General features: G+C 30.9%; 15 protein-coding genes and 1 pseudogene. 1 reads left to right on the top strand and 15 read right to left on the bottom strand.

Annotated features, from left to right (window positions below; genetic code table 11):
* Positions 1-136 (top strand): annotated as a pseudogene (locus tag ELQ04_RS05010) (methyl-accepting chemotaxis protein); the annotation flags it as partial.
* A gap of 42 nt (positions 137-178) precedes the next feature.
* On the opposite strand, the gene ELQ04_RS05005 reads toward ELQ04_RS05010, so the two are convergent.
* Genes ELQ04_RS05005 through ELQ04_RS04935 form a run of 15 tightly spaced genes read right to left on the bottom strand, consistent with a single transcriptional unit; the run spans position 179 to position 15,942 of the window.
* Positions 179-2,545 carry a hypothetical protein gene (locus tag ELQ04_RS05005; protein ID WP_002938357.1) on the bottom strand — a complete coding sequence of 789 codons (2,367 nt, stop codon included), beginning with the start codon at positions 2,543-2,545 and terminating at the stop codon, positions 179-181.
* A 22-nt stretch (positions 2,546-2,567) separates the two neighbouring features.
* Entirely contained in the window at positions 2,568-3,956 is a 1,389-nt protein-coding gene (locus ELQ04_RS05000; RefSeq protein ID WP_134224466.1) for an NADH-quinone oxidoreductase subunit N, read from the bottom strand.
* Positions 3,946-5,433 carry an NADH-quinone oxidoreductase subunit M gene (locus ELQ04_RS04995; RefSeq protein ID WP_002938363.1) on the bottom strand — a complete coding sequence of 496 codons (1,488 nt, stop codon included), beginning with the start codon at positions 5,431-5,433 and terminating at the stop codon, positions 3,946-3,948. The genes ELQ04_RS05000 and ELQ04_RS04995 overlap by 11 nt, the downstream gene beginning before the upstream one ends.
* Before the next feature lies 1 nt (position 5,434).
* Positions 5,435-7,225, bottom strand: a complete 1,791-nt coding sequence (nuoL, locus tag ELQ04_RS04990) for an NADH-quinone oxidoreductase subunit L (RefSeq protein ID WP_002938365.1) — start codon at positions 7,223-7,225, stop codon at positions 5,435-5,437.
* A gap of 1 nt (position 7,226) precedes the next feature.
* The gene (gene nuoK / locus ELQ04_RS04985; protein WP_002858466.1) at positions 7,227-7,523 is read right to left on the bottom strand and encodes an NADH-quinone oxidoreductase subunit NuoK; all 297 of its coding nucleotides are present in this window, start codon (positions 7,521-7,523) and stop codon (positions 7,227-7,229) included.
* On the bottom strand, positions 7,520-8,038 hold the full coding sequence (locus ELQ04_RS04980; RefSeq protein WP_002938370.1) for an NADH-quinone oxidoreductase subunit J: 519 nt from the start codon (positions 8,036-8,038) through the stop codon (positions 7,520-7,522). Before ELQ04_RS04980 ends, nuoK begins: the two co-directional genes overlap by 4 nt.
* Entirely contained in the window at positions 8,035-8,676 is a 642-nt protein-coding gene (gene nuoI / locus ELQ04_RS04975) for an NADH-quinone oxidoreductase subunit NuoI (RefSeq protein ID WP_002938373.1), read from the bottom strand. The genes ELQ04_RS04980 and nuoI overlap by 4 nt, the downstream gene beginning before the upstream one ends.
* A gap of 9 nt (positions 8,677-8,685) precedes the next feature.
* Positions 8,686-9,684, bottom strand: a complete 999-nt coding sequence (gene nuoH, locus ELQ04_RS04970) for an NADH-quinone oxidoreductase subunit NuoH (protein WP_002938377.1) — start codon at positions 9,682-9,684, stop codon at positions 8,686-8,688.
* Complete coding sequence (locus ELQ04_RS04965; RefSeq protein ID WP_002938378.1) at positions 9,677-12,139, bottom strand: NADH-quinone oxidoreductase subunit G; 2,463 nt, start codon at positions 12,137-12,139, stop codon at positions 9,677-9,679. The genes nuoH and ELQ04_RS04965 overlap by 8 nt, the downstream gene beginning before the upstream one ends.
* Positions 12,136-12,828, bottom strand: coding sequence for a hypothetical protein (locus tag ELQ04_RS04960; protein ID WP_002938381.1), 693 nt, complete (start codon positions 12,826-12,828; stop codon positions 12,136-12,138). Before ELQ04_RS04960 ends, ELQ04_RS04965 begins: the two co-directional genes overlap by 4 nt.
* A complete protein-coding gene (locus ELQ04_RS04955; protein ID WP_002824979.1) occupies positions 12,825-13,052 on the bottom strand; it encodes an NADH-ubiquinone oxidoreductase subunit E family protein in 228 nt (75 codons plus the stop codon). The genes ELQ04_RS04960 and ELQ04_RS04955 overlap by 4 nt, the downstream gene beginning before the upstream one ends.
* Positions 13,049-14,275, bottom strand: a complete 1,227-nt coding sequence (gene nuoD, locus ELQ04_RS04950) for an NADH dehydrogenase (quinone) subunit D (RefSeq protein ID WP_002855665.1) — start codon at positions 14,273-14,275, stop codon at positions 13,049-13,051. The genes ELQ04_RS04955 and nuoD overlap by 4 nt, the downstream gene beginning before the upstream one ends.
* 1 nt (position 14,276) lies before the next feature.
* Positions 14,277-15,071 carry an NADH-quinone oxidoreductase subunit C gene (locus tag ELQ04_RS04945; protein ID WP_079264682.1) on the bottom strand — a complete coding sequence of 265 codons (795 nt, stop codon included), beginning with the start codon at positions 15,069-15,071 and terminating at the stop codon, positions 14,277-14,279.
* Positions 15,068-15,571: an NADH-quinone oxidoreductase subunit B gene (locus tag ELQ04_RS04940; protein WP_002938384.1), complete on the bottom strand. Its 504-nt coding sequence runs from the start codon at positions 15,569-15,571 to the stop codon at positions 15,068-15,070. Before ELQ04_RS04940 ends, ELQ04_RS04945 begins: the two co-directional genes overlap by 4 nt.
* Complete coding sequence (locus ELQ04_RS04935) at positions 15,553-15,942, bottom strand: NAD(P)H-quinone oxidoreductase subunit 3 (RefSeq protein WP_002824972.1); 390 nt, start codon at positions 15,940-15,942, stop codon at positions 15,553-15,555. Before ELQ04_RS04935 ends, ELQ04_RS04940 begins: the two co-directional genes overlap by 19 nt.
* Positions 15,943-16,008: the final 66 nt, after the last annotated feature.

Genomic DNA, 16,008 nt, shown 5'->3' with positions numbered 1-16,008 from the left:
CAATGATAGTGTAGCTCAAATTGATCAAACTACTAAAGATAATGTTGAAATTGCTAATGAATCAGCTATTATTTCTAATACAGTAAGTGATATAGCTAATAATATCTTAGAAGATGTTAAGAAGAAGAGGTTTTAATCTTAGATAACTAGCTAAAAAGCTAGTTATCTCTAAATTTACTTATTGATTTAAAATTTGATTTTTACTCTTACATAAATTCTGCCAATTTGAAACACCTTTGATTTCAAGACATTGTTTTAAACTTTCTTTTTCAGCTTGTATATTTTGCATTCTTTCATAAGTTAAAGCTTGGATATATAAAGCTCTTGCCTTATCCTCATCTGAAAGTTTTAATTTAAGCAAATCTGTTAAAACAGCTAAACTTTCTTCATTTTTATTGATTTTAGCCAAAGCATCAAGATACATAAATTCCAAATTAGGACTAAAAAGATTTATACCTTTAAAATTTTGATAATTGATAGCCTTAGGTGCATAAGTTAAAATGGTTGTTTGCATATTATGATTATTAGCGTAAGAAAGTAAAGCATCATAAGCTTCCACCATACTAAAATTCATTGGAAAACTTTCTAAAATTTGCAAAATTTTAATGGCTTGATTGTAGTCATTTAAACGCAATAAAGACAAAAATTGCAAATAATAAGCCTTAAAATTCTCATCATCACTTTTTAAAATTCTAGAATTAGCTATGTCTTTAGAAATTTTAATCACCTGAGGATATTGTTTATTGTCAAAAAGAATAGATGCTTTTTGAAGACCATAAAATATAGAATCTTCATTATAATTTTTATCTATATAATCAAGTGCTTGTTCAACATTAGAAGTTCTAATAAGACAAGCTAACATTTGTTTTTTATTTTCAATTTTCTGACCTATATCATAAGCACTAAAACGCATAAAAATATTTGCAGCATTGATACAATTATCAGCTTTTATCGCATTTTTTAAATCATTAACGGCTGCTTTCTCTAAAAATTGAGTAGCATTTGGAATTTTTTTACTTTCTATGAGATCTTTATAAGCTAAAATGGCACTAAAATTTCCCTCTTTATAATAAAGTGCAACATCTTCATCTAAAGCTTTATTGGCAATATTCTCATCTTTATTTGCATATTGCTTCATTAAATCTGTATAACGCTGATGCAAAAAGCTTGCATTATTATCACCTAAAGCAAAAAATACCTCATCACTTGCTTTTTTGATTTCATCTAAATACTTACCATCTAAATAATCATCCATATATAAATCAAGGTATTTTTTAGCATCACTAGATCTGTTAGTATGTGATAAAACTAAGGCTAAATCTTTTAAAGTTTCTTCATAACTTGGATCAAGTTTTGACATTTTAGCAAAGGCATCTTCATAAATACTTGCACTTATATCAAATTGTCCTTTTTGATTAAATAATTTAGCAAGTTCTAAAGATCTTGGAATATCTTTTCCAAAATATTCAGGATTGGCTTTTAAAATGGTATTAATATACTCTATAGCTTTATTTACTTGCTCATTTGAAAGTAAATTCTTTGCCAAACTCATAGCTGCTCTTGCAGCTAAATCTAAATTTTTTGTATTAAAATAAGTATTTTCATAAATATTTACAGCTTTTTCTTTTTCATTTAAATTATAAATATAGTCTGCATAATCAAGTTTTGATAACTGAGTAAAATAATTATCAGGTTGTTCATTATCCAAAATCGACATTGTATACTCTACATCAGCACGCTGAGCTAATGCGATATAAGTTCTTAACATTATATGTAAAACTTCTGAAAAATTTTTATCACTTGTAAAAGTACGCGTCCAATTTTTAGCATCATCAATCATCTTTTCTAAAATTTGTTGATCACGCATACTTGGATCTTGAGTGTAAAGTTTATTTTGAGCTCTTAATTTATAAAGTATAAATTCACTAGTAAAAATACTGCCACGATATCTATTGATAGCATTTTGTGCATCAATCACAACTTGATTGTAATTAGCCTTATCGTATTCTTTTTTGATGCGTAAATAAGTATTGATATCTGCACTTTGAGGAATAACAACAGGATCAGAATTTAAATCTAAAGCTCCAACATAAGGCAAACTCTCATGTGGAAAATTGATATTAAAATCAAGTCCATCATAGTCTTTAACGCGTACTAGTTCTGGTGTAAAAATAAAAGTAAAAGCCTTACTTTTATGCGAACTTGATGAACTGAGTTCTTTATCTATATAAATATTTTGAGAAGTGTCAAACATTCTTGCTTGTATTTTTGGCAAAATGATCATTTTAATTTTTTGAGCTTCTTGTATAAATTTTAAATCAAAAGCAGAAAAACTCTGATCTTTTAATTTATTATCAACCATACCTGCAATATCACATTCAAAATGAACTTTTGCTTCGGTAATAAATTTTTGACATGTAAATTCTAAATCATTACTCGCATGTAAAACTGCAAAAGCTTGATTATTTTCGCGACCCGTGTTTAAAACAAGCTCAAAAGCAAAAGCATTTAAAAAACTTAATAAAATTAAAAATAATATTCTCATAAAAATAATTATAGCAAAACTCTTATAACATTAACAATATAGCAAAAGTGCTTACACAAACACAAAAAGCTAAAATAAAATTTTGTATAAAACTAAACTTAATATTATGAACCCTATCATTTTTCATAAATAAAGCATGAATTAAAATCTTTAAATACGCATAAAGCATAATAACAGAAGATAAAGCCACAAAAAGCGCCAAATACCAATATCCATTTAAAATTGCTGTATTTAAAATCATAAATTTACCCCAAAATACTCCAAAAGGCGGGATACCTGCTAAAGAAAGCACACTAATGCTTAAACAAAAAGCAATTAAAGGTTTTTTAACCAAAAGCCCATTTAAACTCTCATAAGAATTATTCTCATAATTGCTTAAAATCATAAATACAGCATAATTTGCAAAAGCAAATAAAGTCCAATATCCAAAAATAGCAAGCAAAATTCCATCAAAATTTTGTTCTTTTAATAAAGGAATGCAAGCTACCAAAACCAAAGAAGAATGCACTACAGAACTATAAGCAAACATTTTTTTGATATTGTTTTGACTTAGAGTCGCAAAAGCGCCTATAAGCATAGAAAAAATCACTAGAACTATTATGATATATTCAAAACCTGTATTATTTAAAAAATCAAACAAACGAATAACCACAACCAACATGGCAACTTTTGGCACAACTGAAATAAAAGCAACCAAATTTGTATGTGCTGCATAATACACATCTTTAAGCCAAAAATGAAAAGGTGCCAAAGAAAGCTTGATTGCACAAAGAACAAAAATCATCACTCCAGCGCCCAAAAGCATGGGATCTTTTTGAAACTCATTTTTTAACGCTAAATTAGCAGATAAATCTAAAGTTCCTGTTTTTAAATAAATAAAAGCTACAGCCATAACAAAAAACCCAGCTCCTACAGCCGCTACACTAAAGTATTTTATCGCACTTGAAATAGCATTATCACTTCCACGCATTGCTATTAAAGTATAAAGTGCTAAAGAAGAACTTTCAAGTCCTATAAAAATAAGCACTAAATTTGAGCTTGAAACCATCAAAAGCAAAGATGCAATCATAAATAAAAATAAAGCATAAAATTCACCTTGATTTTCTTCTTTTTGCATTAAAAGATATAAAAATGAAAAGCACAAAATCACCAAAGAAGCATAAAATGAAACAATATCATTATTTAAAGTAGCCAAAAAAGCTTTTGCTTCTAAACCTTGAGCATTTGCATTATTTAAAATCAAAAAAGCACTTACAATTAAAGATAAAGAACTTATACCGATATAAAACGATCGATGAAATTTCCAAAAACCAGAGCAAAGCAAAAGAACTATTGCAGTTGTAATTAAAAATAAAAATGGATAAGATAAGCTTATATTTAAAAGTTCTAAATTTAAAAAATTATTTAACATTTGCCTCTCCTATTTTAGATAAAAAATCTAAAGTATTTTGCTCAACAGCTCTAATATTCATTGTTTTTATAAGATTATCCACATCTTTTTGTATCGGCTTTAAAAGTATATTTGGCATAAGCCCTAGTCCAAAAATCATTACTACAATGCACACAAGCGCTACTATTTCTCTAAGGCGTAAAGAAAAACTCTCTATAAAGCTTTGTTTTTGCATGAAAAATATTTTTCTAAATACTGCGAACATATAAATTGCTCCTAAAATAATCACCAAACCTGCCAACAAAGCGTAAAATAAATTAATTTTTGCTATACCTAAAAGAATTAAAAACTCTCCCACAAAAGAAACAGTTAAAGGCAAAGAAACGCTTGCGAGTAAAATTAACATAAAGAAAATTGAAAATAAAGGTGCTTTTTTGGCCAAAGAATGGTAAAAAGAAATATCATAAGTATGATATCTTTGGTATAAAAGTTCAACCATTAAAAATAAAGCTCCCGTTACAATACCGTGTGCAAACATATAAAAAACCGCACCACTAATACCCAAAGCATTTAAAGAAAAAATTCCCAAAATCATCACACCAAGATGTGAAATAGAACTATAAGCGATCAATTCTTTAATATTTTCTGCCCTATAAGCAATTAAAGCATTATAAACGATACTCACTATACATAAAGCTACAATTAAAGGCATAAAATACACACTCGCATCTGGAAAAAGCGGTAAACAAAAAAGTAAAAATCCAAAAGGAGCCATTTTAAAAACTACAAGCATTACAGAAACAAGAACAGGCGAATTTGCATAAACCTTAGGTGCCCAAGTATGAAGTGGAAATAAAGGAGCTTTGATAGCAAAAGCGATAAAAAATGCTCCAAAAAGTAAAAGTTGCTCTGTAAAATTTACTGCCGAGGCATTATTTTTCCAAATTTCTAAGTCAAAAGTGAAGATGTTTAAAAGTTGATAATTTAAATAAGCTTGATAAATCAATGCTACAAGCATTAAAATTGAACCCGCAAAAGCATAGATAAAAAATTTCACCCCTGCTCTAAAATCTTTACCATAAACTCCCATAATATAAAGCAAAGGCAAAAGAGAAAATTCCCAAAAAACATAAAATAACAAACCATCTTTTGCACTAAAAAGTCCCATAATTGCAAATTCTAAAAAGAATATACAAGATACAAGTGCTTTTTGTTCCAGCTTTAAAAATAAAAAGCTTAAAAATATCATCAAAGAACTTAAAAGCATCAATACAAGTGCAATACTGTCTACTCCTACATGAAAGCTAAAAAATTTCAAAATTTTAAAAGAGAGATTATAATCAAAGCTTACCCCTTGTAAAAAATCCGCAAAAATATCCAAATTTAAAGCCAAAATCATAAAACTTACAACAACGCTAAAAACCTTAACGCCTCCACGATTTAAAAGCAAAACCACAAAAGCAGAAATCAAAGGAAAAAATATCAAATAATTTAGCATTTTACACCATCCATACCAAAATCAACAAAATCACAAAAGCTGCCACCAAAAATCTAAGCATTAAGTTTAAACTGTTTGGCATAATCATTTTTTGTGAAATAATTTGAGAATACAAAGCAATTTTTTCAACTATTCTATCAAAAATATAAAGATCACAATGCTTTAAAATCGCACATAAGCTTTCATATTTTGAAACGATAAATTGATGATAGAATTGAGGAATAAAATAATCATTACTTAAAAGTTTGTGAATTTTATTTTCTTCAATACTTTCTTTAAACCAAGAATTTTTATAAGCAAAAATAGCCAAAATTACACCCAAAATAGCTGCTACACTCGCACAAATCATTACAATTTGATTTTGTGCATCAATAAAAACTAATTTTGTGCTTAAATATTCAAAAAAACTATGTTCAAAAAATCCTGCAACAATAGCTAAAACCATCAAAGGACTCATAGCCAAAAGTGCGATTTTACTTGCTTCATGTGGATGTTCATCATGTCTTGCAGGGGTAAAAAATACCAACATTAAAAGTCTAAAGCTATAAAATGCTGTTAAAAAAGCTGCGATTAAAAGCACTAAAAAAATACCATGGTGAAAAGAAATGAAAGAATATCCTAAAATCAAATCTTTAGAGAAAAATCCTGCAAAAGGATAAATTCCTGCTAAAGCTAAAGATCCTATACACATCAAAATAGCCGTAAATTTTAAAGGTTTAAAAAGTCCACCCATTTTTTTAATGTCTAATTTATCATTCATAGCATGCATTACATTTCCAGCACCTAAAAAAAGTAAAGATTTAAAAAAAGCATGTGTAGCTAAGTGAAATAAAGCTATACCATAAGCCCCAAGTCCTGCGGCCACAAACATATATCCAAGTTGCGATAAGGTAGAGTAAGCAATAATGCGTTTTAAATCCCTAGCCACCAAAGCCATAGAGGCTGCAAAAATCGCTACAAAAGCTCCAAGCAAGGCAATAATATAAGAAACCTCAGGAACTAAATCATAAAGGGTGCTTGCACGAATTACCAAATAAACCCCCGCTGTTACCATGGTTGCTGCATGGATTAATGCAGAAACAGGAGTTGGCCCTGCCATAGCATCAGCAAGCCAAGTGTGAAAAGGAAATTGTGCAGATTTTCCCATAGCTCCTATAAATAAACAAGTTGCGATTAAGATCAAAGCGTTGTGATCTAGGCTTTGTGCCATGGAAAAAACTTCATCATATTTTAAAGTTCCTGCTTGTAAATAAAGCCAAAAAATTCCTAAAAGCATACCCAAATCCGCAATACGATTCATAATAAAAGCTTCATTAGCCGCAAAAGAATAAGTAGCGTTTTTATACCAAAAACCTATGAGCAACCAAGAGCAAAGCCCAACGCCTTCCCAACCTACAAAAAGTCCTAAGAAATTATCACTCATAACTAAAAAAAGCATAGAAAAGACAAAAAGCCCCAAATAAGCAAAAAATTTATTAAAACCTTCATCATGAGCCATATAAAAAATACTATAAAAATGCACACAAGTAGCTACAATACCTACAACACTCATCATAGTAAGCGAAATGGCATCTATATCAAAGCCAAAATTTACTCCAGCAAACCATTCAAACAAACTCACATTAAAAGCTTCATTGCAAAAAAGCAAATACAAAGAACAAAAAGCACTTAAAGCTATTAGAAGCGAACAAATTATCCCTACAAATTGTTTTTTCTCACTCAAAGCAAAACAACTTGCAAACAAAAAAGCTATAAAAGGACTAAAAAGAGAAATCAAAGCTAAATTTTGCATACTAAGCCTCCACTTCTTTTAAGCTTTTTAATTCCAAAGTGCCTTTTCTTCTATACCAAAGCACACACAAAGCTACACCAACAGCTACTTCACAAGCCGCTACACCCATGATAAAAAGTGCAAAAACCTGTCCATTTAAATCATTGTGCATTTTAGAAGCTGCTACTAAGGCTAAATTAGCACTATTTAATAAAATTTCACTCGAAATAAAAAGCATGATGAGATTTTGTCTTTTTAAAATCCCTACAAGCCCTATGACAAACATTAAAATAGCTATAAAAAAATACTTTTCTATCATTGTTTTTCCTTTGTCAGCTCTTTATGAGTAAGCACTATAGCACAAACTAAAGCAATCAAAAGTAAAATGGCTATAAATTCAAAAGCCAAAAGATATTTTGAAAAAATCGCTAAAGCCAGTTGTTTATTAAAATCAAATAAAGCAGGATCGTTTAAAGGCAAATCCGTGCTGATATTTTGGTATTTAAAACCTATAAGCATGGCCAAAAGTAAAATCGCACTTAAAACCACCAAAGTAAAAAAACTTTTTTTAGCTTTAAGTTGTTCTTTAAATTCTTTAGAAGCATCAAAAAACATCATCGCAAAACTATAAAGTCCAAGCACAGCTCCACTATAAACAATAATTTGTATCACGCCTAAAAACTCTGCATCAAGTAAAAAATAAAATCCTGATAAAAACACCATTCCACCTGCTAAAGCCGAAAGAGAATAAAGCATATTTTTACTTAAAACCGCAATAGCAAAAAAGCCTAAAACCACAACACTAAAAAACACAAAGCCTAAATTTTCTATCATTTGTTTTCTCCTTGCTCTTGTGTGTCTTGATTTTCTAAGGCACTTTCAAGCATCGCATCGTAATAATTTGGTGTTTTTACCACCAATAAATCAGCATCTTTTCTAAGGCTTCCCGCTCCTTCAAATTCAACTTGATTTTTAAGCTTATCAATAGGAGTTAAAAAATCTTGCTTATAGCCAAAATAAGATCTTTGTTCAGCCGCATTTTCATACTCTGTTCCATGTACTATAGCAAGCTCAGGACAAACCTCAGCGCAAAAACCACAATAAATACAACGCCCTAAATTAATACTATAATTTCCTACTTTTTTACGCCCATTTTCATCTAAAGAAGTTTCCATTCTAATACAATTGCTAATACAAATTTTTTCGCAAAGCCCACAACCTATACATCTTTCATTTTCGCTTTCTATAAAACGCATCAAACGATGAACAGCACGGTAACGATTGTCAAGCTTTACCTTTTCAAAAGGATATTTAATCGTAGCGCTATTATTTCTCTTAAGTAATTCTCTCATCATCACAAAAAGCCCTACAAAAAGCTCTAGTTTAACGCTTCTACGCAAAGCTTGTGAAATTTTCTCCCAAGTGCTAACAGGAGTTTTTCTTTTCTCATCCACTAAATAATAATTTTTCATATCAAACTCCTATAAAAGAACTGCCAAAGCAGTGATTAAAAGGTTTAAAACCGCTAAAGGGATTAAGATCAAATAGCACATTTTCATCACTTGATCTGGACGCAATTGCGGAAAAGCAGCTCTTGCCCAAAAATACCAAAAGAAAATAAAACTTGATTTTACTATCATCATAATCCAACCAGGAATAATCCAAAAGCTATTAAAACCCCCTAAAAACAAAAGAGTTACCAAAATAGCTCCAGCTATCATAGAAGCATATTCACCTATGAAAAACATACCCCATCTTAAACCCGAATACTCCGTTCCATAACCCGCTACAATTTCAGCATCATTTTCCGTCAAACAAAGCGGGGTTCTATTAGTCTCTATAAATAAAGCAATTATAAAAAGCACAAAAGCCAAAGGCTGTTTAAAAATAAGCCAAGAAAAAAATCCATCGCTTTGATAATTGTTAATATCCACCAAAGAAAAAGAACCTACAAGCATTACAATAGCAATCAAAGCTAAAGCTCCTACGCTTTCATAGGAAATAATCGCTACAAGTCCTCTTGCAGCCCCTAAAATCGACCATTTATTATTACTTGCAAGTCCACCCAAAAACACCGCATAAAAGCAAAGCCCTGAAGTACCGATGACAAAAAGCAAAGCTACATTAATATCTGCCACTATAGGCTGAATCACCCTTCCAAATAAAGTAAATTCAGGTAGCATAGGAATAGCTGCTAAAGAAACAAAAGCACAAATAGCAGAAATCAAAGGTGCTATAGCAAAAATAAATTTTTGCGAATTTGAAGGAATTATATCTTCTTTAGTAAAAAGTTTTATCATATCAGCTACAAGTTGAATAAGCCCAAAAGGCCCTACCATATCAGGCCCTATGCGTCTTTGAAAATAAGCTAAAACCTTTCTTTCAGCATAAGTTGCAAGACCTGCTAAACTCGCAAATATTGCAATGATAATAATACATTTAATCAAAGTCTCTAAAGCAAAAAAAGCAAAATCACTCATGGTTTGCTCCTAATTTTTCTAAATTCGCCACAACAAATCTTTCATCAAAAAAGCTTAGCGTGTCAAGTTTTTCATCAAAATACGGCAAGAAAGCTCCATTTTTTATATCCTTATCCACACGCACACTAAGGCTTAATTCTTTATCTTTTATTTTAAGTTTTACAAGATCTTTATCTTTTAAATTTTTCTCTTTAGCTAAATTTTCACTTACACCTAAAAAAATCACCTCATTAATCGCACTAGCACGATTTGAAAATCTACCAAATTGATAGCTAGGATTAGCACTATAAAGCAAAATTTCATCTTCTTTTAGGCTTAAATTTTCAAAATTTGGAGAGATGAATTCTTTTTTAGCAACTTGTTTGAAACATTCTAAATTAAGCTCATATCCCCTTTTACAATCGCCTGCATTGGTATAAAAATTGTCTAAATGATCAAAATCAATCGGAGAAAAACCTTTATTTATAGGGAGTCTCTTAGTATAATTTATAGTATATTCCTCATCAAAACCTAAAGCATTAGCCAAATCATTTAAAAAATATCCCTTAAATTCTAAAGCAGCGTTAGTTGGTACCACTCTTTTATCATAATTTAAAAAAGTTCCTTCTTGCTGATTTAAACTCGCACTAGCTAAATTTGCATGCTCTTCATAAGAAAAACTAAAATCACCTTTTTCATTGTAGCCTAAAGTCTTGCCTTCTTGTGTGATTTTATCCAAATCACAAATCATAGCCACACCTAAGGTATTAGTATGCGTAGGATTTAAAAAGACTTTAAAAGGAGTAGTATTTTGAATCAAAGCAAGTAATTTAGCAAGTTTTTTCGCATTTTTATGAAAATAAAAATCACTCCCTACAACAAGAGTAAAATTTGCTTTTTTAAGCAATAAATCTTCTAATTTATCTTCATCTATGCCTAAATTTTTAGCAAAAACAGAGCGTTGCACTTCTATGATTTTTTTCACTTTCTTAGGCACGACTTTTTTTACTTCTTTTTGAATTTCATTGCCTTCTTCATCTTTTTCTATGACTTGTTCTACAACTTCTTCGTTGATACTTTCTTCTATTTCTTTATTTTCACTAACAAAAAACTCTGCTAAATGAGTTTTAATACCTTCATCTTGGCTAAATTTTTGAAGTAAAAAATATAAAATTTGCTCTTCATCGCCACTTTTATGAATATGCGGGATAAAATTTTTAGAATATTTTGCTATACCCATATCTTCCATAGGATGAAAATAAAGCCCTGAACCTTTATTCATCACTAAAGCATTATTGATTTTATAGCTAAGCGTTGGAGCATCATATCTTAAAAGCATTCCAGCCACAACTAAAAAATCACTTTTTGTTATATCTTGAGTATTAGCACTATAAAACTCGCCAGAATTAGCGATAAATTCTTGTAAAAATTCTTTAAATTTCAAAGCTTCTTCATTGATCAAAGAAAGATTAAATTTCTTTTTTAAATTTTGCAAAATCAAAGCTTCTTCATTGGTAATAAAACTATTAAATTTAATGTTTTTAATTTCATTTTTCTCAAAAAGTTCCACAAGTTCTTTAAAGGCTTTTTCGTCTTTATCCGCCTCATTTTGCGTATCAAAAGCAAATCTTGCAGCCTTATTTAAACTCGCAAAGGCAAAATCATTACTCACACGATAAATTTTTTCTTTTTGATTGCTAATACCACTTTGCTTAATATCATAATACATCAACTCACAATCACTTGAATGCGGATTTGAAGCAGGGATTCTTTTAAGTTCCCAAATATTTGAAGTGTATTGAAATTTCGAACCTATCAAAGCTCCTGTTGGACACACGCTTGTACATTCTCCACAAAATGAACAATCAAGCGTGTCGCCATTTGCAGGACCTATCAAACTTTTTTGAAATTTAGTCCAAATCGCATAAGCATCTTTTCCCATGCTCTCTTTAAAGCTATTATCCACACTATCTCCGCCACGAGGAACAGTCTTTAAAGCACTTTCACCGATTTTATCCTTACAAACTGTAATGCAGCGCTCACATACTATGCAAAGTGCGGGATCGTAATTAATCATTCCCCAATGTTTATGCGGTTTATGCGTGTCTTTAATCCAATGTTTTTGAACATTTACACGACTTTTATGAGTGAAATTTTGCAATTCACACTCGCCTGATTTATCGCAAACTCCACATTCTAAAGGATGATTGATACAATAAGCTTGCATGATCTCATTTCTTTCATCCCAAAGATTTTGCAAATCACTTTCTACAACCATACCCTCTTTTGCTTTAGTATTGCAAGAATATACCTTTTTACCATCAGCTTCAACCATACACATACGACAAGCCAAAGTAGGACTACAGCCTGAAAGATAGCAAATTGCTGGGATAAAAATATCATTTCTTCTTGCTATATTTAAAATATATTCGCCTTCTTCAAAGGCGCAATCTATACCATTAATCTTAACTGTCATTTTGCTTCCTTTATGCGAATTGGAGTAAAATCAAAACCATTGTTTTCATGATTTAAAAAAGCTATAGTGCCTTGTAAATTTTCATCTAAACAAAGCTTGGTTTTAAGACTAAAATCTTTAGCCAAAATTTCAACTTCACTTTGATCTTTGCATTTTGCAATTTGTAAAAATTGCCTTGAACAATGCAAATTTTTATCTTGTAAATTGGCTTTAAAAAGCACTAAACCATCATAATTATCGAGTTCTTTTAGGGTGTTTAATTTTGCCTTTTTAAAATCGCATTCTTCTTCATCACTATCTAAAATCTTTAATTCATATTTTATGCTTAAGAAATTCAAAAAATATTTGATATTTTTGCTATCTTTGTAAGAATGGATATTTTTATCTATAATTAAATACTTAGCCTCTTTTAAAAAAGAAAGCACTTCACCTGCTTCTTCCTCTCCAAAGCAAGATTCAGCACTTAAATATCCCTCATCTAAATCGCAAAAATGCCCTTCATCGCTTAATTTACAAAGCAAGGCTAAAACAAAACTCAAACTTGCAATTTCGCATTTGTAAAATTTAGCTTTTAAGTTTTTATCTTCCAAACAAGAAATATTAATGCTATTTACACCTATTTTTTCACATAAATTTTTGTTTTTAAGGCTTGGCATATCTAAAAAACAAAGAGCATTATCATAAATCATACCCTCTCCTTTTTTATAACAATAGTCCAATCCACTTGATTAAATTTCAAAGAATTTAAAAGCTCACAGCCTTGTTCTTTTACAAAAGAAAAACTTTTTTCAACAGGAGAAAAATCGCCGATTTCAAAAAGCACCACTAAAACCTCGCCTTGTTTTGCTTCTTTTATGATTTGTGCTAAATCTTCAAAAAGCTCTTTGCTTTTTCTTAAATCTACTCTTCTCATCTATCTATCTCACCTAAAACTATATTTACATTACCCATAATGGCTACAACATCAGCCAAATAAGTACCTACAAGCATTTCTTCAAAAAACGCACAATGCCAATAGCTAGGCGTTCTAGCCTTTAAGCGATAAGGTCTTCCTGTACCATCACTATGGATAAAAAAGCCAAGCTCACCTTTTGGACTTTCAGTAGGCACATAAACTTCGCCTTTAGGGGGTTTTAAACCTTGAGTGATTAAAACAAAATGTTGCATTAAAGAATAATTTTGCGTTAAAATTTGCTCCTTTGAAGCACTTACATACTCAGGATGCGTAGCTAAAATTTCAGGTGGAGTATCTTTATAAAGCGTGGCACATTGTCTAAGGATTTTCAAACTTTCACGAAATTCTTGCATATAAACTTTATATCTTGCATAAGAATCCCCTTGCGTAGCATAAGGCACGCCAAATTCAACTTCATTATAAAGCAAATAAGGCTCTTCTTTGCGTATATCGTATTTTATACCACTTCCTCTTAACATCACACCCGTACAACCCCAATTTAAGGCTTGTTCTTTAGTAACCACACCTACATTTTCAGTTCTTAAACGCCAAATTCTATTATCATCTAAAAGATCTTCATAATCTTTTAAATCATTTGGAAATTTATCGCAAAATGCAAGCATTTCTTCTAAATAATTTTCAGGTAAATCAAGCATAACCCCGCCTATTCTCATAGAAGAATGCGTAAGCCTTGCACCGCAATACTTTTCTATCAAATCCAAAACATATTCTCGTTCTCTAAAGCAGTATAAAAACACACTCATCGCACCAATATCAAGCGCATGAGTGGCAAGCCAAAGCAAATGTGATGTGATACGGTTTAATTCTAAAAGTATCATGCGTATCACTGCTGCACGACGTGGAATCTCTAAACCACAAAGCTTTTCAACCGCTGCACAATAAGCATAATTATTCGCTGAAGCAGCGATATAGTCCATTCTATCAGTAGTAGGAATAAATTCTTGATAAATCATATTTTCAGCCATTTTTTCCATACCACGATGCATATAACCTATACAAGGACGTGCTTTTACAACTTGCTCTCCATCAAGTTCTAAAATAAGGCGTAAATTTCCGTGTGCTGAAGGGTGTTGAGGGCCTAAGTTGATAATCATCTTTGAGTCTTCTTGCTCAAAAGCTATATTTTCATAATAAGGTTTTAACTTGCTAGGAATTTGCATTTTAACGCCTTTTCTCTAAAATTTTTGCTTCATCGCGTTTTACTTTTTTTACAAAAGCCACGCCTTCATCTTCTTGATATTCTTGTTTAAAGGAAATTTCCTTCTTTTGACTACCTTTTGGCACTTCATGATAAAGTCTTGCAAAATTTAGCGTATCTTTATCATCAGCAAAACCAGAATCTCTTTGCTCTTCGCCCACTACTTCACGATATTCTTTGCCAAAAATTTTATCAATCTCATACCATCTTGCAAACTCATCGCCCTTTAAAGGATAAGTTTTTAAAAGCGGATGTCCAAACCAATCATCAGGCATTAAAATGCGTTTTAAATTGGGATGACTTATGATGAAAATTCCAAACATATCATAAATTTCTCTCTCACTCCAATTTGCTCCTTTAAAAATATGAGCCACGCTTTGCAAACGCTCTTTTACGCCTACAAAAGTTTTTATTCTCACTCTTAATTTTTTTTCTAAATTTAAAAGCTGATAAAACACTTCAAAACCATTTTTATCTGCTACAAAATCAATAGCACTTGCTTCTGTAAAACTTAAATAACCTAAAGTTTTAAGCATTTGCAAGGTTTTAGCATTGTCTTCTTTTTTGATTTCTATTACCCAAAAATCAAGCTCTACAAAGGAATTTAAAATTTCTACTTGAGTTTTTAAAACTTCAAAATCATCTTTAAAAACACTTTCATTAACATCAGATTTTACAGTGTGTGGCGCGTGATAAAATCTATCTTTGTAATAATTTTGAGTTTGAGCATTTTTTTTATCGCTATACTTTCTCATTATACCAACCTTTTAGGTGTGATCTTGCGACTTGCTTTTTCTTTGCGAATCTTTTTTTGCAAAATCATCAAAGCAAACTGAAAACTTTCTGGGCGTGGAGCACAGCCTGGCACATAAATATCTACAGGTATAATTCTATCCACTCCTTGAACCGTAGAATAAGTATTAAACATACCGCCTGTATTGGCACAACTTCCCATAGAAATCACCCATTTAGGATCAGGCATTTGATCATAAAGTCTTCTTGTAAATTCAGCGTGTTTTTTACACAAAGTTCCTGCGATAATCATCACTTCACTATGGCGTGGTGAAGCTCTAAAAATCGTTCCAAATCTATCAAAATCATATCTTGAACCCCCAGCCGCCATCATCTCAATCGCACAACAGGCAAGTCCATAAGATAAAGCCCATAAAGAATTACTCCTGCCCCATTGAACTAGTTTATCCACACTAGTTAAAACTACGGGCAAACCACTTGCATAATTTACTTGATGCTCTGCCATGCAAACGCTCCTTTTTTATAAGCATATAAAAATCCAACTCCTAAAAGTACGATAAAAACAAAAACTTCTAAAAGCCCAAACCAACCTAAATCTTTAAAAATCAAAGCCCAAGGAAATAAAAACACAACTTCTATATCCAAAAGTATGAAGATTAAGGCGATGATGAAAAATTGAGAGTTAATCTTGTTAGCTTGTTTAACAGGAATAGGACCACATTCATAAATTCCAAGTCCTAATTTTTTGCGATTTTTTGCGGCAAAATTATTACCGATTTTTGAAGCTAAAAAAACCAGTCCAAAAAAAATAACACTAGCAAGTACTAGCATTAAAAAAATACCAAAATAAGGATGCGAAGCATCTATATGAGACATTTATTCTCCTTTTTTAAAGCACTTTAATCACTCCACAACAAAATTAAATTTACACTTTTCTTTATT

Source organism: Campylobacter sp. CH278 (assembly GCF_004378845.1).
In the GTDB taxonomy this organism is placed as follows: domain Bacteria; phylum Campylobacterota; class Campylobacteria; order Campylobacterales; family Campylobacteraceae; genus Campylobacter_D; species Campylobacter_D jejuni.
This window is presented reverse-complemented; position numbering and strand designations above follow the sequence as displayed.